Origin of the sequence: Hyalangium sp., assembly GCF_045802625.1 — a bacterium.
In the GTDB taxonomy this organism is placed as follows: Bacteria; Myxococcota; Myxococcia; order Myxococcales; family Myxococcaceae; genus Hyalangium.
The window spans coordinates 1-23,315 of the sequence record NZ_JBJMQP010000041.1 but is presented as its reverse complement, the minus strand read 5'-3'; the positions used below and the strand labels follow the sequence as shown (position 1 = coordinate 23,315).

The window sequence follows — 23,315 nt, the reverse complement described above, 5'->3', positions numbered from 1 at the left end:
CTGCGGAAGAGTCAGCCGCGCTTCGAGCCGCCGACCACCGACCGGAGCACCTCGCGCCCGGACTGGAGCCACTGGGCGCTGTGCTTCCGAGCCGCCATGATCGATCCATAGAAGAGCCGCTGGGCGCGCATCCGCAACAGGTCCGCGCGCAGCTCCATCGGCGTGGCGACGCGGATCCGCCCCTGCTGATACGCCTCGGTGAGCTCGCGGCGCCGGAGCTTGCCGCTGCTCGTCTTCAGGAGCTGGCCGTAGCGGATGAACAGCACGTCCTCCTGCATCACCGAGACGCCCATCGCCTCCAGGATCTTCTGGCTCACCTGACGCTGGCTCTGGGCGCGCCGCTCCAGCACCGACGGGTGGCTGACCTCGGCGAGCACCACCACGCGCCCATCCGCCTGGATGACCGCCGACCTGCCCGCGCGGATGAACGGGAGCCGCTCGATGGCCTGCTCGAAGTCGCTGGAGAAGTAGCTCTGCCCGTTGATCTTGATCCGATCGCTGATGCGGCCGGTGATGAACAGCTCCCCGTCCTGGAGGAAGCCCAGATCTCCGGTGGCGTAATAGCCGTCCTCGTTCCGCAGCGGGCGCTCGTCCACGTAGTACGAGGCCGCGAGGCTGCCACCCTTGAGCTCGATCTCGCCCAGCTCCCGGTCGCCGCAGACGCGGCCATCCTCGGTGCGCAGCCGCACCTCGAACTCGCTCAGCAGCCTCCCGACCGAGATCGCCGGCTGGCCGTTGGGCGCGGTGGCCACCCGCCAGCCCTCGTCACGGCCCACGCAGGCGACCATCAGCACCGCCTCGGCCATGCCATAGCAGGGCTTGATCGCCTCGCGCCTCAGCCCTCGCGGCTTGAGAAGGTCGGTGAACTGGTCCAGGTTCGGGATGTTGATGGGCTCGCTGCCCAGGTAGACATTGCGCAGCGCGGACAGATCCAGCCGCTCGAGATCCTTGGGCTCCAGCTCGCGCAACGTCTTCAGCGTGTAGTCGATCGCGAAGTTGGGGATGACAGCCAGGGTGGCGCGGCGCTCGGACATGCACTCCAGCCAGCCCAGCGGGTCCAGGAGAAAGCTGGCGGGCTGGGTGAGGTAGACATCGATGCCCGCGCACACGCAGGTCAGCAGGCCGATCAGCCCCATGTCGTGGTAGAGCGGCAGCCAACTCACCCCGCGATCCTCCTCCGTCCGCGCGTCGTTCTGGATGATCATCCGCACGTTGGCGAGCAGGTTCCGCTGGGTGATGGGCACTCCCTTGGGGAACGACGTCGATCCGGACGAGAACTGCACGAAGGCCAGCTCCTCCGGATCCACCTCTCGCAGCCGCGCGCCCGCCACCTTCGCCCCCGCGGGCGGCAGCGGCACGCGACGCAGCGGCAGCTCCAGGCCGCTCAGGCTCGGCGCGTCGAGGATCCGCTGCACCCCGTACCGCTCGGCGATCCGCCCCAGGAACTCGCGGTAGCCCTGCTTGGGCGTGCTGAGGATGTACGGCTTCACCGAGAGCGGGATCGCCCCCACCTCCATCAACCCGAAGAAGGAGAAGAACACCGCCTCGGAGGTCTCAAACGGCAACAGGAAGTGCTCGCCCCGCTGGATGCCCTGGGCCCGGAAGTGCTCCGCGCACGCGGTCACCCGGGCTGGAAACTCCGCATAGGGCACGAGCGTGGGCGGGCTGATGAAGTCCTCGCACAAGTGCAGGCCCCGCCGAGCTTCCATCTCTCCCAGCTTCTGGATGATGTCGAGCATCGTCGCCGCTCCTCTCTGGCTCACGCCTCCACCGCGTGGGCGCGCATCCACTCATGGACTCGCGGGAGGACCTCTTTCTGGGCGCGGCTCCCGCGAAGGATGTCGAAGTGGCCGAAGTCGCTCGCGAAGCCATGCGAGCGCCCGCAGATGATGAAGGTCTTGTCCGCGCTGCCTAGCTTCCCCATGAGCTTCTCGGCGCGGCGCGGAGAGGCATGGAACACGTCCGCCTCCCCCACCCCGGAGAACACGGGAATCTTCACCTGATCCAAAACCTGCCAGTAGTCCGTGGCGCCATCGACGCTGCGAAACGCTCCCGAGGCGGCCCACTCGGCGAACTGGCGCATGAGCGCGGCGGGCTCGTCCGCCGGGCCCTGCTTGAGCGCCTTGGCGGGGAAGCGCCCGAGCAGCCCCGCCACCAGGCTGGAGAAGCGGACCATCACCGCCTTCTTCAGCCCGCCATCGCTGTAGTCATTCACGGCCGAGGACAGCATGCACACCCCGCTCAGCATCCGCTGGGCGTCGGAGTGGATCCCCAGCCCGGCGAGCGCCGCGTAGCCCGCCATGCTGTGCGCCAGGAGGAACAGTGGCCCGGTGTGCCGGGCCCGCACGCCGCGCACCAGATCCGGGATGTCGTGCTGGGCGTACGTGTCGAAGCTCCAGTCCCACGCCCGCTGCTCGGGCCACCGGCTGGCCCCATGGCCGCGCAGCTCCGCCAGGTACACCGTGCAGCCCTGATCGATGAAGTAGCGCGCCGGCCCCTCGCCATTCGAGCCCAGGAAGAAGCGCCCATCGGAGAACAGCCCGTGCAGGCACAGGATCCCCGGCCCGTTCGCGCTGGCGGCCTGGGAGCGGACCTGCGTCACGTGGAGCTGGTGCCCTCCGCTGGTAGGGACCCACCACTCCTCGCGGACCAGGAGCGGGGAGGGCTCGGCGCTGGAGGAGGAAGATGCGGGGCTGACAGGCATGGACTGGGACATGGCGAAAGCTCTCCTCAGGAAGCGGACCGGCGAGCACTGGCGAGGAAGTCCTGGACCGTGCGCAGGGAGCGATCCTTCGCGTGGATGAAGGCCGCCTGCACCTTGGCGTCCACCGCGACGGTCTGCCCCGAGTCCACGAGCACCTGCTGGTGGAAGCGCACCCGGTAGTGCATCGCCTCCTCTTCCTCCAGCTCCTCCGCCAGCGGCTCCTCCAGGCGCGTGCGGACCACCACCTCTTGAAAGGCGATCTCCTTGCGGTAGTCCACCTCGACGCGCAGGGTGACGGCGATGACGTCCGCCGACTTGCGCAGCGAGTTCTGCTCCATCCACGCCCAGCGGCCCGCCTCCAGGTACTCCAGGGCCGTGGCGTTGTTCACATGGCCCAGGCTGTCCAGATCATTGGGCCGTACCCGAAGCGTGAGATTCGATTCTTCGAAGGGCAAGGCAGGACACTCCCACAAGAGAGACGTTCAAGGGCGCGGCGCGGCCGTGACGATGACGACGGTCGAGACGAAGCCGCCGCTGTGCGAGATGGAGAGCAGCGCCTCCCAACCGTGACGCTCCATATGCTCCCGGAGCGTCCCGTGGAAGCGGAAGCGCGGCGCGTGGCGCTCGTCATGGTGGAGCTCGGCGTCGGTCCAGAACCACCCATCCACCGGGGGCAAGGCCTTGAAGAGCGCCTCCTTGCACGAGAACCCCGCCGCCAGGCTCTCCACCGGCGAGGGGCTGCCACGAAAGCGGAGCGTCTCCTGCTCGGTGAAGAAGACGCCGGGCTCCCACAGCCCCTCCAGCTCCTTCAACTCGTGGAGCGCCTGGAGATCGTGGCCGAGCCCGATCAGCACCCCACCAGCTCCATCCACTTGTCCTCGACCTCCTGGGCCGAGGAGACGGTGATGCCGGTGATGCGCTTGAGCGCGTTGAAGATCAGCGTCTCCTTCTTGTCGAGCGCGTCCGGCGAGTACATGCCCTCGCGGTACTCGAGCTGATCCCACCAGTTGACGTGCGTCTCGCGCTGCTCCACCCGCCCGCGCTTGCTGCCGTGCACCTCTCCGCCCTCGCGCAGGAAGAGGTGGGCCACCGCGAAGGACTCCTTGGGGGCGTACTCCCCGCTGTCCACCAGCGCCTTGGCGAACGCGACGAAGTAGTTCATGTGCTGGATCTCGTCCGCGCCCACCTGCTTGAAGAGCTCCTTGAGGCCCGGCTCGGGGATGACGCGCGCACAGTGGGCGTAGTTCACCGCGGCGATGATCTCGGAGATGGCCAGCAGCGTGAGCGTGCGCAGCATGTCGTCATCCGGGAAGATCTTCCGGAACTCGATGAACGTCTCATCGGTGACGCGCTCCTGGCCGAAGAGCGTGGCCAGCCGGTTGAAGCTGGTCTCGTGGTGCGCCTCCTCCTCGTTCCAGTAGCGGCTCCAGGTGCCGCACGCCTGCATGATGGAGGCGACGACCGGGTTCTTCCCCTGCCACTTGCGGCACTCGGTGTCCGACAGCCGCGCGAGCCGGTCCGCGCCGGGCTTGGTGGTCAGCTCCGCCCGCCCCGCGTTCCACACCAGCAGCCGATCCGCCGGGCTCACGGCCTCCACGTTGATCCCGGCCAGCATCTCCATGACGCTCCAGCGCCGGGACTCGTGCAGCCGCTGCTGCTCCCAGGAGATGTCGATCAGCGTGCGCCCCTCCTGCGTGAAGGCCCGGTAGAGGTCCGCGACGATGACCGGCTTGCCGGCCTCTCGCACCTCGGGCTCCTCCACCAGCGCTGGCCGCTCCACCCGCGGGCCTGGGACGGCCAGCGGGGGGACGGCGCCCTGGAGGATCTTGTTCGGGGTGCTCATGCCGCCCTCCCCTGGCGCTCCACCTCCTGGAGGAACACCTCGAGGACCTTGGAGATCGGCGTGTCCAGCGCGAGCGCTGGCAGGCGGATGCGGATGCCATGGTCCCTGCGCAGGGCATTGGCGATGCGCGCGAAGGCCTCCATCAGGTCCACGCTGTTGGTCATCTTCTCGGAGCGAGCGATGATCGCCGCCAGGGTCAGGTCTGGAACGAAGACCTCCTCCTCGGGCAACCCTACGTTCTCGCAGAACTTCCTCTGGATATACGCACTCAGCTCATTGGACATTGGCCCCTCGGGTCCTTCGCGCCCCCTGGCGCAGAAATCGGGCGTGCGCCACGCGGCCCTCATCCCTCACTGACAACAGCAGATCCTCTTTGTGACGGATGAGCGGCTTGCTCCCTTGGCCCCCGAACAGGCGTGGCCTGCTTCGATCCTTCACTCCCCCACCAGATCCATCCACGTGTCCTCCACCTGCTCTGGAGAGACGCAGGAGATGCCAGTAATGCGCTTGAGCGCGTGGAGGATGAGCGCCCGCTTGCGCTCGAGCGCCTCGGGCGCCGCCGCGGCCAGGCCGGCCCCGTCCTCCAGGTGATCCCACCAGTTGGTGTGCGTGGGCCGGTACTCCACGTGGCCTCGCGCGCTGCCGTAGAGCTCGCCCCCCTCGCGCAGGAAGAAGTGCGCCACGGCGAAGGACTCCTTGGCCAGGTAGGCCCCGCTGTCCACCAGCGCCTTGGCGAAGGCGATGAAGTACTGCATGTGCTGCACCTCGTCCGCCCCCACGTGCTTGAGCAGCGCCTTGAGGCCGGGATCCGCGACGCGCCGCGCATACTGTCCATAGTTGACCGCGGCGATGCCCTCGGAGAACGACAGCATCGTCACCGTCCGCAGCAGATCATCATCCGGGAAGATCTTCCGGTAGTCGATGACGGCCGCATCACTGAGCGGCGCGAAGCCCAGCATCCGCGACAGCCAGGTGAAGCCCATCTCGTGGTGGGACTCCTCCTCGTTCCAGTAGCGGCTCCAGGTGCCGAGCGACTGGATGACGGAGGCCAGCGCCGGATCCTTGTCCAGGAAGCGCCGGCACTCCACGTCGGCCAGGCGGGACATGCGGTCCGCGCTCGGCTTGGCGGTCATCTCCGCCCGCCCCGCGCTCCACACCACGGAGCGATCCAGGGGGCTGAGCTGCTCCAGGTGCACGGACTCCAGCAGCTGCGCGGCGCTCCAGCGCCGGAACTCGTGGAAGCGGTGCTGCTCCCAGGTGATGTCCACCAGCGTGCGGCCCTCCTCCTTGAAGGCCCGGTAGAGATCCCTCACCACCGTGGGCCGGTGCCGCGGCGCCGGGCCGGTGTCGCTCTCCGCGAGCCCAGCGGCCTCGAAGAGCGAGCCTTCGGCGAAGGAGGCGGACGAGGGCACGCCCTCACGCAACGCGGGCTCGATCATGCCGCCCTCCCTTGCTGGCACTCCTGGACGAACAGCTCGACGACGCGGGAGATGGACGTGTCCAGCGAGAGCGCCGGCAGCCGCACCCGGACGCCGTACTGCTTGCGAAGCGCGTTGGAGGACTTGGCGAAGGCCTCCATCAGATCCACGCTGTTGTGGATCCGCTCGGAGCGGGCGATCACCTCCGCCAGGGACAAGTCCTGCCCAAACAGATCTTCAGGCCGCAAACCCACGTTCTCGGAGAATTTCCGGCAAACGAAGTCTTTCAGATCCTCGATCTCGGCCATGGAACTCCTCCGGCTGCGCCCACTACATCACTGTAGTTTCCGCTACTTTTCAGGGAAATCCAAGAAGAGTCCCACCTCTTGGGTCAATACCGACAAGTCCTCCCCTTGGAGTTATGGAGGAAATGACCCCCCCATCCCCAGGGGCACTAGAACCCCAGGCGCTCCATGTCCTCTGTTGAGAAGCCCGCCTCGGATAGGATCTCCCGGGAGTGCTGCCCGAGCGCCGGAGGGGGCCGCAGCGGCGTCGGGCCCATGCGCAGCGGGGTGAGCAGGTGTGTCACCTTGCGTCCTCGCTGCCCATCCTCCGCCTCCACGAAGAGGCCTCGGGCGCGGTGCTGTGGATCGGCGAGCACCTCGTCTCCCTCCAGGACGGGCTCGATGCACAGATCCGATCCCGCCAGCACCTGCTGCCAATGGGACAGGGGTTGCTCGGCGAACAGGCGGGCCAGCTCGGCCTTCACCCGCTCCGCCCCGCCGCTCAAGTCGTACCCCGCCTCGAGCAAGTCCATGCGGCCCAGGCGCTCGCACAGGCCGGAGAAGAACTTGGGCTCCAGCGAGCCCACGGACAGCCACCGGTCGTCCTTCGTCCGGTAGAGGCCGTAGCAGGCGTAGCCGCCGTTGAGCGCCTCGCGTCCGCGCTGGAGCGGCTGCCCGTGTTCGCCCATGGCCAGCCGCGCGGCCAGGTGCATGTGGAGGAAGGCCATGGAGCCCTCCGTCATGGACACGTCCACGAAGCGGCCCTGGCCGGTGCGCTCGCGCTCGTGCAGCGCCGCGAGGAGGCCCACCAGCGCGAAGAGGCTGCCGCCGCCAATGTCGCCGATCTGCACGCCCGGAAAGGCCGGGGCCCCGCCCGCGGCCCCGCCGTACCCGAGCACCCCGGCGCGCGCCACGTAGTTGATGTCATGGCCGGCCTTGAGCCGGTCCGGCCCTGTCTGCCCGTAGCCGGAGATGGCGCAGTAGATGAGGCGCGGGTTCTCCGCGCGCAGGGCCGCCTCGCCCAGCCCCAGCTTGTCCATGACGCCGGGCCGGAAGCTCTCCAGCAGCACGTCGTAGCCGCGCACCAGGCGCTTGAGGGCATCACGGCCCTCGGGCGTCTTGAGGTTGAGCGTGAGCGAGCGCTTGTTGCGGTTGAGCCCGAGGAAGAGCGCGCTCTCGTCCTGGCGCAAGGGCGGCATCTGGCGGATGTAGTCGCCGCCGTCGGGCTCCTCCACCTTGTCCACGGTGGCGCCCAGGTCCGCGAGGACGAGCGTGGCGTACGGGCCGGGCAACAGGCGGGAGAGATCCAGCACCTTGAGCCCGGCAAGCGGCAGCGTGTTCATGGGGGCAGAGGCTCCAGACGACAGCGGCGCGGCCCCCGGTGGGAGGTCGCGCCGCGGTGGGAGGCGCCCGCCGGGGGCGCCACGAGCAGCACAGACGGCTAGCTGAGCAGCTTGGCCAGCTTCATCGCCAGGCCCATGTCCATGGGCTTGAACTTGAGCTTGCCCTGCATGGCGGCCATCTGCGCGTTGAGCTTCTTCTCACGGATCTTCACGAAGTCGTCGTTGCTCACCGTGATGGTCATCTTCGGCGTGCCGGTGGCGCCCGAGGTGACCCACTCCGAGCCCTTGGTCAGATCCAGCGTCCACTTGCCCCCGTTGTCGCCGGTGATGTCGAAGTGGATGATCGCGTTGATCTCCTTGGCCAGCTCCGGCTTCTGCTTGAGCACGCCGGGAATCTCCGTCTCCAGGATGTCCTTCGCCGTCATGATCCCTCCAGGTTTGATTTATGAATCAACGACGGGGGCGGACCGTAGTGGCCGCCCCCAGGCAGGTCAAGCCCGCGAAGGCTCCTTGGTGGCCTGGGCCGTCGCAGGAGAACCCGAGCCCGGACCCTTGAGCGCGCGGCGCACCAGCTCGAGCAGATCATTGAGCTCGAAGGGCTTGGCCAGGTGCCCCACCGCGCCGATGTCCAGCGCCTTGCTGCCCACGTTGCGATCGGCGCTCAGGACGATGACGGGGATGCTGGAGATGGCCGGTGGCTTCTGCCGCATGCGCTGAGCGAACTCCCAGCCGTCCATCACCGGCATCATCAGATCCAGCAGGATCAGCCGCGGCGGATCCGGCTCCAGCCGCTCCAGCGCCTCCTTGCCGTTGCGAGCGCGACGGATCTCGAAGCCTTCAGCCTCGAGGATCTCCGAGAGGGCCTCCAAGATGTCCGGGTCATCGTCGACGACCAGGATGACGGTCGAACCAGTCTGCTGTGTGTTGGGCGGAGCCAGAGAGTCTTCTCCCGAGAATGCAGTGGGGATTCTCCATCAATTTCGGCCACCTGGGGCGCAAGAAAGTGGGGAGGCCTCGGCGCGGACAGGTGCCCGTTGCAAAACCGACAGTCACTCCCCACCCTTTCCCCTGATCTGTCGTGTCAGAGGGAGGCGAGATGGGCCAGGGGGAGCAAGAAGCAGGCGATACCACGAAAGCCCCTGGGCTCGCCCTCCTACCACGGCAGGGGCCTCCTCGGCTGCTCGGCTCGCGGCTGCTCGAGCACCTGGGCCTGGAGGCGCTCCCCCCCTTCGTCGAGTCCGTGAGCGATCTGCTCGAAGCGGCCGGCTTCCACCCCCGGCCCGGCACGGACGAACTCTGGGAGCGCCACGGCACGGCGGTGCGCGCCCGGGAGACGCTGCTGGAGGACGGCGCGCGGCTGCTCTGGACCTGGGCGCTGGGGGAGGAGGCCGAGGAGGCCACCCGGCACCGCGTGCGCTACCTGGGGCTGGCCTCGCATGACTTGAGGGGGGCGCTGGCCAACATCCGCTCCTATGCGGCCATGCTGCTCAGCGGCCGGATTCCCCTGGAGCCCAAGGCCCAGCGCGGCCTGGAGACCATCCTGCGCAACGCGGACCGGGCGCTCTCCTTCTCGCAGGACTTCTTCGACTCCAGCCGCGCGGAGCTGGGCTCGCTCGCCTTCGAGCGCGAGCGGCAACCGCTCGAGCCCCTGCTCGCCGCCGCCGTGGAGCGCTTCCAGGTGGCGGCGAAGGCGGCGAGCGTGGGGCTGCTGCTGGATGGGCACGCGCCGCTGCCGCTGGTGGACATGGACGCGGGCCGCATCCAGCACGCGGTGGAGGCCTTCGTGCAGCACCACCTGCTCCGGGCGCAGCCGGGCGAGTACATCCACGTGCGCGGCGTGCCGGAGGCCTCGGGGGTCCGCATCGAGGTGCGGCGCGAGGGCCAGCCCCTGTCCGAGGAGGACACCGCGCTGGTGTTCCGGCACCAGGAGCGCGCCTTCCGGGAGAAGAAGTTGGAGGACCCGCTGCGCCTCCACCTCGCCCGCCAGGAGGTGGAGGTGCACGGGGGAAGTGTCGGCGTGGAGACGGATACCGGGGGAACCACCCTCTTCCTGACGCTGCCGATGAGAGCTTCCCAAGAACTCGCTCCTCCAGCAGCCGCTCAACCCTGAGAGGCCTCTAACTCACTGGCGAGCCACGGCTGGGGCCGGTATGCTGCCCGCGCTTACTTCCAGGAGTGGTCCATGGGCGGTCTAAGGATGCCGGAGTTGTTGCTGATCTTCGCGGTGCTGCTGCTGCTGTTTGGCGGCTCGAAGCTGCCGCAGCTGGGGGCGTCGCTCGGAAGCGCCATCCGCAACTTCAAGCGCGGCTTCAACGAGGCCGATCCGGCGCCCGAGGAGAAGAAGCACTCGAACGGGACGCTCGCCAGCTCCACCACGGTGGACTCGAACGCCTCGGCCAAGTCGGCCAGCCACCAGGGCTGAGCCTTCTTCTCCCCTGAAGCTTGAACGCCCGACCCACCTCGCTGCCCCGAGGTGAGGCCGGGCGTTGTCGTTCCCATGCGGAATGTCATAAGTGCGGCGGATGACCTGGCGCACCTTCATCAGTGCCTGCGCGGGCCTGCTCCTTCCATTACCGCTCCTGCTAGTGCTGGGCACTCTCCTGCCGTCACGGCTGATCGGAATAGCGCGGTTCGCGCGGGTTGAGCCCGTCTCTCCCAGCGTCCGGAGCGGCTCAACCCGAGCGGTTACCTCTATCAGTCGGCGCTCTTGCCCTCGTACAGCTTCTCGATCGTCGCCGCGTACTTCTGGCTGCAGAGCTTGCGCTTCACCTTGAGCGTCGGCGTCAGCTCGCCGCTCTCCTGGGTGAAGTCGTGCTCCATGATCTCGAACTTCTTGAGGGTGCTGTAGGGCGGCATCTCCTCGTTCACCTTGCCGATGATCTCCTGCACGGCGGCGCGAATCTCGGGCCGCTTGCCCAGATCGGCGTAGGCGATGCCCTCGACGCCCTTCTCCTTCAGCAGCTTGCGAGCGGAGTCCTCGGCCACGGTGATGAGCACCACCAGGAACGGCCGCTTGTCGCCGTAGATCATGGCCTGGCTGACCAGCGGGAACGTCTTCAGCGTGTTCTCGATGTTCTGCGGCGCCACGTTCTTGCCGCCCGCGGTGACGATGATGTCCTTCTTGCGGTCGGTGATGCGCAGGCTGCCATCCGCGTCCAGCTCGCCGATGTCGCCGGTGTGGAACCAGCCATCCGGCTCAATGACCTCGGCGGTGGCGGTGGGGTTCTTGTAGTAGCCCTTCATCACGCACGGGCCGCGCACGAGGATCTCACCGTCCTGGGCGATCTTGATCTCGGTGCCAGGCAGCGGCGGGCCCACCGTGCCGATCTTGATCTTGTCCGGCCGGTTGCAGTTGCAGGGCGCGGAGGTCTCCGTGAGGCCGTAGCCCTCGAGCACCTTGTAGCCGAGCAGATCGAAGAAGTAGGCGATCTTGCGCGACAGCGGCGCGCCGCCCGAGACGAACAGGCGCATGTTGCCGCCCAGCTTCTCGTCCAGCGTCTTGCGCACCTTGCTGAACACCAGCTTCTGGGCCAGCGCGAACCCCAGCGAGCTGTACTCGCGGCCCTGCATCTTCGCCTCGGTGTACTCGTCGAAGAGCCTGAAGGCCCAGCGGAACAGCTTGCCCTTGATGCCCGGGGCCGCCGAGCCGTTGGACACCACGTTGTTGTAGACCTTCTCGAAGACGCGCGGCACCGCCGGCAGCACCGAGGGGCGGGTCTCCACCAGGTTGGGCATCAGCTTGTCCACCGACTCGGCGATGATCAGCCGGTAGCTCATGCCCAGCCACGCCGCCTTCACCACCTGCGCGAACACGTGCGCCAGCGGCAGGAACAACATCACCGCGTCGCCCGGCTCCATCAGGCCGATCTGCCGCGCCGCCTCGGCGTGGTAGGCCCAGTTGCCGTGGGTGAGGATCACTCCCTTGGGATCGCCCGTGGTGCCCGAGGTGTAGACAAAGCCCCAGACGTCATCGGCCTTCACCTGGCTGGCCCGCTGCTCGAAGGTGCTCGCCTGAGCCTGCTCCGCGGCCTGGCCCTTGGCCAACAGGTCCGCCAGCGTCATCTCCCGGTCCCCGGAGGCCTCGCCCGAGAAGATGACCACCTTCTGGACCGAGGGACACTCGGACAGCCGCTGGCGCACGCGCGAGAGCCGGCCGGCCTGCTTGGCGTCCTTCTCGTCGCTGTCCACGAAGAGCAGCGTCGTCTCCGAGTGGTTGAGGATGTAGCGGACCTCGTCCGGGGTGTTGGACGAGTAGATGGGCACGGTGCTGGCCTGCGCGGCGGAGATGGCCAGATCGCACACCAGCCACTGCAGCGAGGTGCCCGCGAAGATGGCCACGCGATCTCCGGGCTTCACGCCCTGCGCCAGCAGCGCCGCGGACAGCGTCTTCACCTGCTGGAGCACCTCACTCCAGGACACCTCCTGCCACTTGCCGTCCTTCTTGTGGGTGACGGCGACCTTCGAGGACTCCTGGGCCCGGTGGATCAGCAGCTCGACCAGGTTCTTCGTCGCCGCCCCGGCGGCGGCAGGGGCCGGCGCCGTCATCGAACTCTCCGCTCTCATTCCAGCTCCTTCGCAATCTTGGCTTCCACTGCCTTGGCCCGCTCCTGGACGCGCCGGCCCTCCGGCGGATCGTACGCCACGCTGCCCTGCTTCACCTTCTGGATCGCCTCCTTGGCCTTCTGCGCCTTGTCGTCCGCCAGCAACGTCTCGGCCAGATAAAGGTAAGCGCGCAGGTTGCCGGGGAACTTCTCGATCGCCTTCTCATACAACTTCACGGACTCGGCCAGATCGCGCTTCGGCCAGGGAAGCTCGTAGTGGTAGCGGCCCTTGGCCAGCCAGGGCGCGCCGTTGTCGAAGGTGGGATCGATCTTGATGGCCGCGTCGAGCCGCTCGTTGAACTTGCCCTCCAGGCCCTCCTTGAGCGCCTTGAGGATGCCCACCGCCTGCGAGTACGTGCCGATGCCCGCGGCCGCGAGGTACTGGCACTCGACGCGCTGCGGGGCCACCTTCACGCCCTTCTCACAGGTGTCCCACGCCTGCCTGCCGAGCACCTTCTTCAGCCGGTCATCGCCGGCGCCATCCGCCTGCCACACCAGCAGCCGCGCCGAGCGCCACAGCAGCTCGTAATCCTCCGGAGCCGCCTGCAGCTCCTTCTTGAGCGTGTCCTCCAGCTCCTTGCTGGCGGCGGCATCCTCTCGTTTGGCGAACAGCGCATCCAGGGACGCCAGCAGCTCGGGAGTCGCCGCTTGGGCAGGGAGTGCCAGCAGCAGGGAAAGGGCAAGGAAAATCAGGCGCATGGGCGGCGGTGTTAACACGCGCGCTCGCTGGCCAGCAACCCGACCTGACATGTCGGGTGGGGTCCTCCCGGCCCGCTCCATGGGGCAACCCCCGGAAAACAAGAAGGGCGGCCCCCGGAACCTGCTCCGGGGAACCGCCCTGTCGAGGGTGGAAGGAGTTCGGAAGGATCAGGCCGGCAGTCAAGCCGCGTCGGCGGCCAAGCCGTCGGCGTTCTCCTGCTCCTCGTCCTGGTTGAAGGCGGAGAGGTACCGCTCGAGGAAGCTCTTCGTCTTCAGCTCCACCTGGCGCACGCGCTCACGCGACACGCCCCAGCGCTGGCCCAGCTCCTCCAGCGTCAGCGGCTTGTCCTGGGTGAGCCGCTCCTGGAGGATGTCCCACCCCAGATCCCCAATGCGCTTGCGCACCTTGGCCAGCGCCTCCTGCACCTCTTCGTCCTGCTCGCGCGACAGGAAGGTCTCCTGCGGCGACGGGCCGCCATCCTCCAGCCGATCCAGGAACGTCGTCTCTCCCTCCTCGTCGATGGAGGCGTCCAGGGAGAAGTCCACCATGCTGCCACGCTCGGACTCACCTCCGCGTACCTGGCTGCGGTTGTCCTTCAAGTAGCGGGTGATGTAGGCCCGAATCCACCAGACGGCGTAGGTGGCGAAGCGGACATTCTTCTTGGGATCGAAGTGCTCGATCGCCTTCATCAGACCGACATTGCCCTCCTGGATGAGATCGTCCAGGCGAGCGCCCCGGCTGGCGAACTTCTTGGCGACCGCGACGACGAACGCCAGGTTGGAAGTTGCCAGGGTCTGCCGAGCGGCCTCTTCACCTTTGCGGGCCCGCCTCGCCAGATCGTATTCCTGCTCACGCGTCAGTTGCTGGTGCCCGCCCAGATGACGCAGGTAGTGCGACAGGCCTTCCGCCGCATACTTCGTCGTGTTGGCCATGATTCCCGACCTCCGTTCCGAGATGCCTCTCCGACGCGCTGTCACTCCCACCCGCGCCGCATGTCTCTAAGACGCGCAACGAGCGAAAGGGTTTCTCATTCCAGTGCAGGGAATTTTTCGCCTGCTAAGGGGGTGACAGGTCCGTGACGTCTTCGCGTGTCTCTCACCGGTTGAGAAACCGTGGGACGTTGTGACCGGCGCGTTTCCTCGTGCTGCCGTGTCTTTAGAAACGCTCGGGATCGGGAAACATTTTCGCGGGATTGAGCAGCCCTGATGGATCAAAGAAGGACTTGAGGCTTCGCTGGAGTGCGAGCACCGCGGGGGGCTGCTCCAGGGCCAGGTAGTCCCGCTTGGCGTGTCCCACTCCATGCTCGCCGGTGATCGTTCCCCCCATCTCCACCGTCATTTCGAGCATGCGTCGGATAGCCGTCTCCACGAGTGGGCGCTGGTGAGGCCCCTCGTAGAGGATGTTGGCGTGGAGGTTGCCGTCGCCGGCGTGGCCGTAGGTGGCCACCATGAGCCCCAGCTCGGCGCCCATGGCCTTGAGCTTCTCGATGATCTCGGGAATACGCGAGCGGGGGACGGCGATGTCCTCGGAGATCTTGTGAGGCTTGAGCGCGCGTAAGGCCGGGGACACGCCGCGCCGGGCGGCCCAGAGCTTCTCGCGCTGCTCCTCGTTCTGGGCGACGAGCGTCTGGGTGGCTCCCTGGCGCTCGCAGATCTCTCCGGCCTGAGCCAGCTCGGTCAGCAGGCCGTCCTCCACGTTGCCGTCCACCTCGATGATGACGGCGGAGCCCGAGCCCGGTGGGAAGTGGAAGCCCCGGCCGTCCACGGCGCGCAGGGCCACATCGTCGATGAGCTCCAGGGTCCGCGGCAGGATGCCCGAGGCGAGCACGGCGGTGACCGCACGCGCCGCGGTGAACACCGAGTCGAAGATGACGAGCGCCGTCATCACGTGCTTGGGCTTGGGGATGAGCTGGACGGTGATCTCCGTGGCCACGCCGAGCGTGCCCTCGGAGCCCACGAAGAGGCCCACGAGATCGTAGCCCGCCACGCCCTTGATGGTGCGCCGGCCGACCCGGAGGACCTCGCCGCTGGGCAGCACCCACTCCAGGCCGATGACGTAGTCGCGGGTGACGCCGTACTTGAGCGCTCGGGGGCCGCCCGCGTTCTCGGCGATGTTGCCGCCCATGGTGCAGAACTCCCACGAGTTGGGATCCGGTGGGTAGAACAGGCCCACGGCCTCCACTGCCTTCATGAGCTCGCCGGTGATGACCCCGGGCTCCACCACGGCGGTGAGATCCTCCACGGAGACGGAGCGAATGCGGTTCATGCGCTCCAGGCTCACCGCCACGCCCCCTCGCAGGGGCAGCGAACCACCGCTCTTGCCGCTGCGCGCTCCGCATGGAGTGAACGGCACTCCGAGCGCCTGGCACGTCTTGAAGACCGCCGAGACCTGCGCCGTGTTCTCCGGGAAGACGATGATGTCCGGCGGGTAGATGCCGCTGTCGGACTCGTCGCGGGAATATTGGGCGCGGGTGTCCTCGTCGCGGCGCACCTGCGCGGGGGAGAGCACTTCCATCAGCGCGGTCCAGGCGCGCTCGAGGCGCTCGGGCTCCACGCGCGGGAAGGTCTTCTCCGACGGCATGCTCATCGCTGCATCCCCAGCCGCGTCCACAGCTCGCGGCGCAAGGCTCCATCCTTCCGGAGCCGCCCCTCGTAGGCCTCCACGTGTGTGACGGCGTCGCGCTGCTTGTCTCCCCGGAGGCGCAGGCACGCCTGCCTCGCCTCGATGATGCACGCCGTGGCGGGGCTGTTCAGCACCCGAGCGAGCGAGCCCGCCACCTGCCGAGCCAGCTCCTCCTGGAGGATGAGCCGGTGGGCGAAGCAGTCCACCAGCGCCGAGAGCCTCCCGAAGCCCACCACCTGCTTGCCGGGCACGTAGGCCACGTGCGCGCGGCCCTCGTAGGGCAGCAGGTGATGCGGGCACATCGAGTGGAAGCGCAGATCCGTCACCACCACCAGCTCGCCCGAGGAGTTCGGCGGCGCCGGGAAGCTCTCCCCGAGCGCCTCCTCGGGGGTGCGCGCGTAGCCGTCGAGGAACTCGCTCACCCAGGCCTCGGCGACGCGCTCGGGCGTGTCCACGAGGTTCGCATCCGAGAGCGGCAGGCCCGCGGCGCGCAGGAAGTCCCTCACCGCGGAGGCCATGGCGGCGGTGTCCGGAGCGGTGAGCGTGGCGCCTGGAGGCGGGCGAGGGGCTCGGCGATTTGCCACGGGCGGTGCTCCTTGATGGGTTGGGTCAGGGGGCCGACACCCTACCCGAGAAAGGGGCCACCTGAATCTCCTCACCCACCACGCGCAGGGGATAGACGCGGATGCGAGCCCCTCGGATGACGGGGCAGAGGCCCGAGCGCACATCGAAGGGCCAGGCATGCAGGGGGCAGTGCATCACATACCCCTCCAGATCGCCCTCCGAGAGCGAGCCTTCCCGGTGGGGACAGGTGTCCTGGAAGGCGAACAGCTCGCCCTCCACCCGGACGATGGCCACCCGGGCCCCGTCCACCTGCACCACGGTCCGGCCCCGAGCGTCGAGATCCGACAGCCGAGCGACCGGAATGTATTCTTGGGAAGGTTGTCTCTCCACGCGATGGATCTCCAACACCGCAGGTCCGCGGGCCTCCGAGACGTCGGGTTGCCTTGACACCTCGGGAGTCCGCCAGTAGAGCAGTCAGGTTACCTCATCCTCGATGATCGACCGCGCCTCCACCCTCCGAAGGTTCACCGCGACGCTGCTCGTGGCGCTGTGGGCCGTGCAGCCGCTGGTGGCGGTCGTTCACTCCCGGGAGCATGCGCACCGCTTCTGCCCGGAGCACCAGACCTTCGAGGAGACGGCGCGCGGTACGGGCCAGGTCCAGTCCCGAGGCTCCAGCAGCGCCCCAGTGCTGTTGGCCGTCCGCCCGCAGAGCGGCGTGGACGCGCTGCGCTCCACCCATGAGGCCTGCCCGGTGCAGTCCGCAGGCACGCGGGGCTACGCGCAGGCCTCGGCGACGGTGACGTCGGTCACGGAGTATCTGGCCACGAGCCTGGTGGCCACCGCGCCGCCGAGAGCCCTCTCCTCCATCCCCATCCTCGCCACCGCTCCCAAGCTGTCGCCCCCGGCGCGCGCCTAAGCGTCCCGAAGCGACAGTCGTGGGTTGACGTCCGTGTCTCGGGCGTCCGGTTCCGAGGAGTTCCCAGGTGTCTTCCCCTTCCCGCCGGCCTGCCGGCATTGTCTCCATCGTTCCCTGCATTCTCTGGCTGCTTGCCCTCCCTGCCGCGGCGCAGGAGTCCTCTCCCACCCCAAGTGCTCCGCCGGCCAATGCGGGCACTCCCCCGGCGAACACGGGCACGCCGCCCGCCGAGGGCACCTCCCCCGCCCCAGCGGACTCGTCCGATATGTCGGAGATCGAGGCCGCCCTGGGCAAGGACAAGGCCGCGGCGGGCTCCACTCCAGCGGAGGCCCCCGGGGCTCCGGCGGCCTCTGGCTCGAGCGCGTCCTCGGGTGTGTCCCAGGTGCTGTCCAACCAGTGGCTCGATCTGAGCTTCATCCTGGATATGGCGCTCGCGGGCTTCTCTTCCAAGGAGCCGCTCCAGCAGGGAGACCATGACCCGACCCACAACGGGTTCAACTTCCAGCAACTGGAGATGAGCGTCCGCAGCGTGGTGGATCCCTACCTCCGCTTCGACAGCAACATCGTCTTCAGACCGGATGGCGTGGAGATCGAGGAGGCCTACGTCACCACCCTGGATCTGCCCGCCAACCTCCAGGTGCGCGCGGGCCAGTTCCTCACGCGCTTCGGCCGCCTCAACAATACGCACCCGCACGCCTGGGACTTCGTGGATCAGCCCTTCGCCTACAGCCGCGTCTTCGGCGGCGAGGGCAACCGGGGGCTCGGCGTGGAGGCGTCCTGGCTCACCCCGCTGCCCTGGTATGTGGAGCTGATCGGCTCGGTCACGGATGCCCACGGCGAGGGCACCGCGCGCAGCTTCCTCGGTGAGCAGGAGGCCCCCGTCGGCTCCCCGCTCGACTTCCAGTTCACCGGAGCGGTGAAGCAGTTCTTCCCCCTCTCCGATGATCTGTCGCTCTTGTGGGGGCTGTCCTCGGCGACGGGCCCCAACTCGACGGATGCGCACACGTACACCAACGTCTTCGGCACGGACGTGTATCTGAAGTACCGCCCCACCACCGTGGCGAGCGACACCATCATCGCGCTGCAGGCGGAGCTGCTCTACCGCTACCGCCACCTGCCCGACGCCACGCTCACCGATTACAACGGCTACGCGCAGCTCCTCTGGCGCTTCGCCAAGCGGTGGGCCACCGCCGCCCGCTACGAGTTCGGCACGCCCGCCCATGGCAAGGACGGCGAGCTCGCCGCGGATCCGCTCGATCCCGAGTGGACGGCCACGCGCCAGCGCGTCTCCGCCAACGTCACCTTCTGGCCCACCGAGTTCTCCCGCCTGCGGCTGCAGGCCGCCACCGACCATGCGGGCTGGCGCAACGAGCCGGACTACTCGGTCTTCCTCACCCTCGAAGCCGTGATGGGCGCGCATGGCGCCCACGCGTTCTGATCCCTCTCTTCCGGAGACCTTCCGATGAACTCACTTCGTCTCGCAGCCCTGAGCGCCGCCCTCTGTTGCCTCTTCGCCCTCCCCGCTCGCGCGGACCTGAACGTCGTCACCACCCTGCCGGACCTCGCCGCCCTCACCAAGTCCGTGGGCGGTGATCACACCACGGTCACCACGCTGGCGCTGCCCACGCAGGATCCCCACTTCGTGGACGCCAAGCCCAACCTCGCCCTCGCGCTCAACAAGGCGGATCTGCTCGTCGTTGATGGGCTGGATCTGGAGATCGGCTGGCTGCCCACGCTCCAGATCGGCGCTCGCAACTCGAAGATCCAGACCGGCAACCCGGGCTACCTGGACGCCTCGCGGTTCGTGAAGGTGCTCGAGGTCCCCACCGCCAAGGTGGACCGCAGCCAGGGCGATGTGCACCCCGGCGGCAACCCGCACTACCTGCATGATCCTCGCGCCGCCCTCTCCGTGGCCCGCGGCATCGAGGCGCGCCTGGCGCAGCTCGATCCGAAGAACGCCTCCGCCTACCAGGCCAACCTGGACAAGTTCAGCGCCGAGCTGGAGAAGGCCCGCGCCGACTGGGAGAAGCGGCTGGCCGCGCTGCGCGGCGTGCCCGTCATCTCGTACCACAAGACCACGGCGTACCTCGGTGACTGGCTGGGCTTCGATACCATCGCCTACCTCGAGCCGAAGCCCGGCATCCCGCCCACGCCCTCGCACGTGGCCGAGGTGCTCACGCTGGGGAAGCAGAAGAAGGCCCGGCTCGTCGTTCAGGAGGAGTACTACCCGGACTCCACCTCGAAGCTCGTCGCCTCGAGGATCCCCGCCGGCCTCGTCATCCTCCCGAGCGGCGCGGACTTCCGCGGCGGTGAGACGTACATCCAGCGCGAGGAGCGGCTGGTGAAGAAGCTCGAGCAGGGCCTCGCGGCCCCCCAGGGAGGGTGAGCATGAAGACCGATGAGCCCATCTCCCCTCCCGCGGCCTCGGCCGCCTCGCAGGCCCAGTCCACCGAGCCGCTGCTGACCTGCGAGAACCTGGCCGTGGGCTTCGGGGACAAGCCCCTGCTGCCGGCCTTCAGCCTGCAGATCCGCCGCGGCAGCTTCACCTCCGTGGTGGGCCGCAACGGCTCCGGCAAGAGCACCTGGTTCAAGACGCTGCTGGGGATGCAGCCCCCGGTGTCTGGCCGGGTGGTGAAGAACAAGCCGGAGCTCAGGTGCTCCTACGTGCCGCAGACGGTGGGCATCGACTCGGTGCTGCCCATGCGCCCCAAGGAGATGGTCCTCTGGGGGCGCCTGGCGGGCTGGAACTTCCTCAACCCCTTCGCCTCACGGCACGATCGCAAGATCGCGGACGCGGCGCTCGACACGGCGGGGGCCCGCGAGTTCGCCCTGCGCCCCTACCGCGAGCTGTCCGAGGGCCAGAAGCAGCGCTCGCTCCTGGCCCGCGTGCTCGCCAGCGAGGCGGATCTCGTCCTGCTGGATGAGCCCACCGCCGCCATGGACGCCGTAGCCGAGCGAGAGACGATGCGGCGCCTGGTCATGCTGGCGCGCGAGAAGAACATGGCCGTGGTGGTGGTGAGCCATGATCTCGGGCTGGCCGCCCAGCACGCCGACACCCTGGTCTTCCTCGACCGCGAGACTCCGGCCGTCGTCATCGGAGACTCGCAGACCGTCTTCTGCCACCCGGCCTTCCGCCATCAGTACGGCGACGAGTACTGCGCTCGCGCCAAGACAGGATCCCACGTTGGACACGTCCACGGTTGACCCCTCGAAATGGGAGCAGTTCCGGGCCAGCTTCGAGCTGTTCCAGGATCCCATCCTCTGCGCCCTCATCGCCGGAGGTGTGCTCGGCTTCCTGAGCGTCTACGTGGTGCTGCGGCGCATGGTGTTCGTCAGCGCCGCCACCACCCAGGCGGCGGGCCTGGGCGTGGCGCTGGCCTTCTTCGCGGAGATCCACCTGGGGTTCCAGGTGAACCCCACGGTGGGAGCCATCGCGCTGTCCCTGCTGGCCACGCTGCTGCTGATGGCGGATCCCTCCTGGCTGAAGCTCACGCGCGAGAGCGTGCTGGGCCTGGCTTGGGCGTTCGCCGGCGGCGCGGCCGTGCTCGTGGGAGATCGCATCGCGCAGGAGGCCCATGACATCCAGGGCATCCTCTTCGGCACCGCGGTGCTGGTGACTCCGGAGCAGCTGGCGCATGTGGCCATCGTGGGCGCGCTGATCCTCGTCATCCACCTGTGGTGGTTCCGAGGCCTCACCTTCGCCAGCTTCGACCGGATTGGCGCCAGCGTGCAGGGGCTGCCGGTGAAGCTGCTGGACGCGGTGTTGATGCTCTCGATTGGCGTCATGGTGGGCGTGTCGGCGCGGGCGCTCGGCGCGCTGCCTGTGTTTGCCTTCTCCACCCTGTCGGCCATCGCCGCGCTGGTGCTGGACCTGCGCCTGGGGTGGACGTTCCTGCTGGCCACGGTTTTCGGATGCGTCGCGGGCGGCGGGGGCTACCTCTTCGCCTTCTTGTATGACTTCCCCGTCGGTGGCTCGCAGACGGTGCTCTCCAGCGCGCTCGTCCTGGTGGCCCTTGTCTTTCGGAGCCTGCGCAGGCTGCTGCTCCGCTCCCGCTGAGCCAGGAGGTGGTTGAGCCTCCCGTGTTGTAGGCATTAGCGTGACATAGCCCCCACGTTCCATACTTCATGGGTCGGGCTCCCGGGTGGAAAACGGGTCAGAAGAGGGAGCCCTCTACACTTCGTTCCTTCCTCGCACGGGGGAGGGCGCATGCTGCCGTGGCGAATGCTGTGGAAGGCCGAAGCACTGTTCCTGGCGTTGCTCGTGGGGTGCGCCAGCGTCCCCAAGGCCCCTCTCGTGGAGCACACCAGCCAGGGCCGGGCCCTCGTCCACGTTCCCCGGAGCGCGGACGTGCAGCCGGTGGAGCTGGGGGCGCAGGAGTTCCAGCAGGCCGTGAGGCGCCTTGCGCGGCAGGTGCACCTGACAGGCACTCCGCGCCAGACGGCGGAGCGAGCGTTTCAGCTGGACCCGCAGAGCGGCAACTACCTCTACCTGCCACAGGACAGGAAGTTGGTGCCCACCGGGCCGGGGGACTGGGACGGCACGTTGACGAAGGACGAGCTGGCGCTGGCCGAGCGCTACCGGCTCTGGTGCCAGAGCGCCCACCACGTCTACGGAGACTGTCTCGGGGGCGCGTTGGTGGCAGGGCGCTACCTGGACATGCAAGGCCGCTACATCTGGGCGCTGGCCCTGAGCAAGAGCCCCGTGCTGGACGAGCTGAAGAAGGCGCTGGGAGAGATGGTGGAATTCCGCGCGCTCCTCAGCGCGGCCCTCTGGACCTTGGGTTCCATGCTGCTGATCCTTGTGCTCAATCCCGTGGCTCCGGCGCTGGTGGCGGCCCTGGGCGTGGGGATGATCCTCTATGTGGGCTACGCCACCCTCCGCGACCTGGTGACGGGCTGGATGGAGTTGAAGGAGGGGGCCAATGCAGCCACCACCTTCGAGCAGCTCCGCGATGCGGGCGAGCGCTTCGGGAAGCTCCTCGGGCGAGAGTCCGCGCGCGCTCTCGCCATGTTGCTGGTGGCAGCCATTGGGGCGACGGCTCAGCAGTTCGCGGCGACGGTGCCGACGCTGCCCGGCTCGGCACAGGTGGCCATGCAGGCCGAGGGGCAGGTGGGCTTCTCGCTGCCCGCGCTGGGGGCGGTGGAGGAGCTTGAGGTCAGCGCCGACGGTGCCACCATCACCCTGTCGGCCACGGCGGTGGCCATGGCGGGGCGGCCCGGCGGCGGCAACGGCCCCTGCGTCGATACGCACCACATCGCCACCGTCTGCAACGACAAGGACACGCGACGTGGAGGCCCGTGGACGCCGAGGTTCCGGGAGATCTTCGCCAAGGCGGGAATGTCGCTGGAGGACCCGGCGAACAAGATGCCTCTGCCGGGGCATTACGGACCGCACCCCGAGCGGTATCACCAAATCATCCTCAAGGAACTGACCGAGGCCACGGAAACCTGTCGCACCGTCGTCGAGTGCCGTCAGGCGTTGACTGGAGCACTCCGAGCGTTGGCCAAGGAGATTGCCACCCCTGGAGCAGAACTGAACCAACTCGTCACCCGGTAGCCCCCGCGCTAGATGGAGTCCATGCCCAAGCGTTATTTCGAGCTATCCGACGAGATGAGCTTCCCGCACCGCTGGCACCTGGACACGCCGACAGACAGTCACGGACAGAAGGTAGATGACAGGATGTTCAGGCGCGGGGAACCCGTTCATCTCCAGGAACGCTTGAAAATCCCCGTTGAGATCGCGGGCAAGCCACTGGACTACACCGAAGCGAACGTCAGCGTCCCGGTGGTCCATGTCCGGGTCGCGTCCCTGTTCGCGGAGCTGGCCCCGGACGACGTGCAACTGATCCCCGTGGATGTGGCGAGCCACCCGGATCAGTACCTCATCCTCGTTGCCACACGCCTGATTCGCTGTATCGACGAAAAGGCGTCCCGCATTCGGCTCTGGACACACGAGGACGGGGTATCTCATAAGGTCGGCCAGTATGCCTCCGTGCGAGATCTGCGCATCGACAAGAGCAAGGTGGGAGCCGCTCGGGTGTTCCGTCTGGAGGGGTGGCGGAGTTCGCTGATCGTCTCGGGGGAGCTCAAGGACTCCCTGGAGCGCATGGGCGCCACCGGCACGCGGTTCGAGGAGGTCTGATGACACGGGCGACCGGAATTCGTCCACGATCAACGGCTCGAGCCGCCCCTCCCAACCCGATATGTCTCGGTGCGAGGGAGCGTTCCTGCGTCAACCGTCCGCCCTGGAGCGACTGTGTCCCAGCGAATCCTGCTGTGCTGCCTCATGGCTCTGATGGCCGGCTGTGCCCGGAACGCCC

At 68.0% G+C, this 23,315-nt stretch carries 26 protein-coding genes; 9 read left to right on the top strand and 17 right to left on the bottom strand.

Annotated elements, in window-relative coordinates:
* Positions 1 to 11 precede the first annotated feature (11 nt).
* From ACJ8AT_RS07520 to ACJ8AT_RS07470, 11 genes are all read right to left on the bottom strand, one after another.
* Positions 12 to 1,763 (bottom strand): AMP-binding protein, encoded by a 1,752-nt coding sequence (locus tag ACJ8AT_RS07520; RefSeq protein WP_407736942.1) that lies wholly within the window; start codon positions 1,761 to 1,763, stop codon positions 12 to 14.
* The gene (locus ACJ8AT_RS07515; protein WP_407736941.1) at positions 1,760 to 2,716 is read right to left on the bottom strand and encodes an alpha/beta fold hydrolase; all 957 of its coding nucleotides are present in this window, start codon (positions 2,714 to 2,716) and stop codon (positions 1,760 to 1,762) included. Before ACJ8AT_RS07515 ends, ACJ8AT_RS07520 begins: the two co-directional genes overlap by 4 nt.
* A gap of 14 nt (positions 2,717 to 2,730) precedes the next feature.
* The gene (locus tag ACJ8AT_RS07510; RefSeq protein ID WP_407736940.1) at positions 2,731 to 3,159 is read right to left on the bottom strand and encodes an acyl-CoA thioesterase; all 429 of its coding nucleotides are present in this window, start codon (positions 3,157 to 3,159) and stop codon (positions 2,731 to 2,733) included.
* A gap of 27 nt (positions 3,160 to 3,186) precedes the next feature.
* Positions 3,187 to 3,558, bottom strand: a complete 372-nt coding sequence (locus ACJ8AT_RS07505) for a holo-ACP synthase (RefSeq protein ID WP_407736939.1) — start codon at positions 3,556 to 3,558, stop codon at positions 3,187 to 3,189.
* Positions 3,552 to 4,547 carry a ferritin-like domain-containing protein gene (locus ACJ8AT_RS07500; protein WP_407736938.1) on the bottom strand — a complete coding sequence of 332 codons (996 nt, stop codon included), beginning with the start codon at positions 4,545 to 4,547 and terminating at the stop codon, positions 3,552 to 3,554. Before ACJ8AT_RS07500 ends, ACJ8AT_RS07505 begins: the two co-directional genes overlap by 7 nt.
* Positions 4,544 to 4,831 carry a hypothetical protein gene (locus ACJ8AT_RS07495; protein ID WP_407736937.1) on the bottom strand — a complete coding sequence of 96 codons (288 nt, stop codon included), beginning with the start codon at positions 4,829 to 4,831 and terminating at the stop codon, positions 4,544 to 4,546. The genes ACJ8AT_RS07500 and ACJ8AT_RS07495 overlap by 4 nt, the downstream gene beginning before the upstream one ends.
* A gap of 150 nt (positions 4,832 to 4,981) precedes the next feature.
* Entirely contained in the window at positions 4,982 to 5,986 is a 1,005-nt protein-coding gene (locus ACJ8AT_RS07490; RefSeq protein ID WP_407736936.1) for a ferritin-like domain-containing protein, read from the bottom strand.
* Entirely contained in the window at positions 5,983 to 6,273 is a 291-nt protein-coding gene (locus tag ACJ8AT_RS07485; RefSeq protein WP_407736935.1) for a hypothetical protein, read from the bottom strand. The genes ACJ8AT_RS07490 and ACJ8AT_RS07485 overlap by 4 nt, the downstream gene beginning before the upstream one ends.
* Positions 6,274 to 6,419: 146 nt before the next feature.
* A complete protein-coding gene (locus ACJ8AT_RS07480; protein WP_407736934.1) occupies positions 6,420 to 7,592 on the bottom strand; it encodes a CaiB/BaiF CoA transferase family protein in 1,173 nt (390 codons plus the stop codon).
* A gap of 98 nt (positions 7,593 to 7,690) precedes the next feature.
* Complete coding sequence (locus tag ACJ8AT_RS07475) at positions 7,691 to 8,017, bottom strand: SCP2 sterol-binding domain-containing protein (protein ID WP_407736933.1); 327 nt, start codon at positions 8,015 to 8,017, stop codon at positions 7,691 to 7,693.
* A gap of 66 nt (positions 8,018 to 8,083) precedes the next feature.
* Entirely contained in the window at positions 8,084 to 8,491 is a 408-nt protein-coding gene (locus ACJ8AT_RS07470) for a response regulator (protein ID WP_407736967.1), read from the bottom strand.
* A 197-nt stretch (positions 8,492 to 8,688) separates the two neighbouring features.
* On the opposite strand from ACJ8AT_RS07470, the gene ACJ8AT_RS07465 reads away from it, so the two are divergent.
* Complete coding sequence (locus ACJ8AT_RS07465) at positions 8,689 to 9,702, top strand: sensor histidine kinase (protein ID WP_407736932.1); 1,014 nt, start codon at positions 8,689 to 8,691, stop codon at positions 9,700 to 9,702.
* Between the two features lie 72 nt (positions 9,703 to 9,774).
* Complete coding sequence (gene tatA, locus ACJ8AT_RS07460; protein WP_407736931.1) at positions 9,775 to 10,014, top strand: twin-arginine translocase TatA/TatE family subunit; 240 nt, start codon at positions 9,775 to 9,777, stop codon at positions 10,012 to 10,014.
* 272 nt (positions 10,015 to 10,286) lie between these two features.
* On the opposite strand, the gene ACJ8AT_RS07455 is transcribed toward tatA, so the two are convergent.
* The 6 genes from ACJ8AT_RS07455 to ACJ8AT_RS07430 form a co-directional block, all read right to left on the bottom strand.
* Positions 10,287 to 12,155, bottom strand: coding sequence for an AMP-dependent synthetase/ligase (locus ACJ8AT_RS07455; RefSeq protein ID WP_407736930.1), 1,869 nt, complete (start codon positions 12,153 to 12,155; stop codon positions 10,287 to 10,289).
* Complete coding sequence (locus tag ACJ8AT_RS07450; RefSeq protein WP_407736929.1) at positions 12,152 to 12,892, bottom strand: tetratricopeptide repeat protein; 741 nt, start codon at positions 12,890 to 12,892, stop codon at positions 12,152 to 12,154. The genes ACJ8AT_RS07455 and ACJ8AT_RS07450 overlap by 4 nt, the downstream gene beginning before the upstream one ends.
* A 180-nt stretch (positions 12,893 to 13,072) precedes the next feature.
* Positions 13,073 to 13,825: an RNA polymerase sigma factor RpoD/SigA gene (locus ACJ8AT_RS07445; protein WP_407736928.1), complete on the bottom strand. Its 753-nt coding sequence runs from the start codon at positions 13,823 to 13,825 to the stop codon at positions 13,073 to 13,075.
* A gap of 223 nt (positions 13,826 to 14,048) precedes the next feature.
* On the bottom strand, positions 14,049 to 15,479 hold the full coding sequence (locus tag ACJ8AT_RS07440; protein WP_407736927.1) for an FAD-binding oxidoreductase: 1,431 nt from the start codon (positions 15,477 to 15,479) through the stop codon (positions 14,049 to 14,051).
* On the bottom strand, positions 15,476 to 16,033 hold the full coding sequence (gene folE, locus ACJ8AT_RS07435; RefSeq protein WP_407736966.1) for a GTP cyclohydrolase I: 558 nt from the start codon (positions 16,031 to 16,033) through the stop codon (positions 15,476 to 15,478). Before folE ends, ACJ8AT_RS07440 begins: the two co-directional genes overlap by 4 nt.
* Before the next feature lie 91 nt (positions 16,034 to 16,124).
* Positions 16,125 to 16,469: a Rieske (2Fe-2S) protein gene (locus ACJ8AT_RS07430; protein ID WP_407736926.1), complete on the bottom strand. Its 345-nt coding sequence runs from the start codon at positions 16,467 to 16,469 to the stop codon at positions 16,125 to 16,127.
* 103 nt (positions 16,470 to 16,572) lie between these two features.
* Between ACJ8AT_RS07430 and ACJ8AT_RS07425 the strand changes: the two genes are divergently transcribed.
* The 7 genes from ACJ8AT_RS07425 to ACJ8AT_RS07395 all read left to right on the top strand — a co-directional run bounded on the left by ACJ8AT_RS07425 (position 16,573) and on the right by ACJ8AT_RS07395 (position 23,137).
* A complete protein-coding gene (locus ACJ8AT_RS07425) occupies positions 16,573 to 16,995 on the top strand; it encodes a hypothetical protein (RefSeq protein WP_407736925.1) in 423 nt (140 codons plus the stop codon).
* A 67-nt stretch (positions 16,996 to 17,062) separates the two neighbouring features.
* Entirely contained in the window at positions 17,063 to 18,433 is a 1,371-nt protein-coding gene (locus ACJ8AT_RS07420) for a zinc-regulated TonB-dependent outer membrane receptor (protein ID WP_407736924.1), read from the top strand.
* A 24-nt stretch (positions 18,434 to 18,457) separates the two neighbouring features.
* On the top strand, positions 18,458 to 19,381 hold the full coding sequence (locus tag ACJ8AT_RS07415) for a metal ABC transporter substrate-binding protein (RefSeq protein ID WP_407736923.1): 924 nt from the start codon (positions 18,458 to 18,460) through the stop codon (positions 19,379 to 19,381).
* A 2-nt stretch (positions 19,382 to 19,383) separates the two neighbouring features.
* Entirely contained in the window at positions 19,384 to 20,199 is an 816-nt protein-coding gene (locus ACJ8AT_RS07410) for a metal ABC transporter ATP-binding protein (RefSeq protein ID WP_407736922.1), read from the top strand.
* Positions 20,180 to 21,052: a metal ABC transporter permease gene (locus ACJ8AT_RS07405; protein ID WP_407736921.1), complete on the top strand. Its 873-nt coding sequence runs from the start codon at positions 20,180 to 20,182 to the stop codon at positions 21,050 to 21,052. Before ACJ8AT_RS07410 ends, ACJ8AT_RS07405 begins: the two co-directional genes overlap by 20 nt.
* Positions 21,053 to 21,202: 150 nt before the next feature.
* Positions 21,203 to 22,552, top strand: a complete 1,350-nt coding sequence (locus ACJ8AT_RS07400; protein ID WP_407736920.1) for an AHH domain-containing protein — start codon at positions 21,203 to 21,205, stop codon at positions 22,550 to 22,552.
* Positions 22,553 to 22,573: 21 nt separating this feature from the next.
* A complete protein-coding gene (locus tag ACJ8AT_RS07395) occupies positions 22,574 to 23,137 on the top strand; it encodes an imm11 family protein (protein ID WP_407736965.1) in 564 nt (187 codons plus the stop codon).
* Positions 23,138 to 23,315 lie beyond the last annotated feature (178 nt).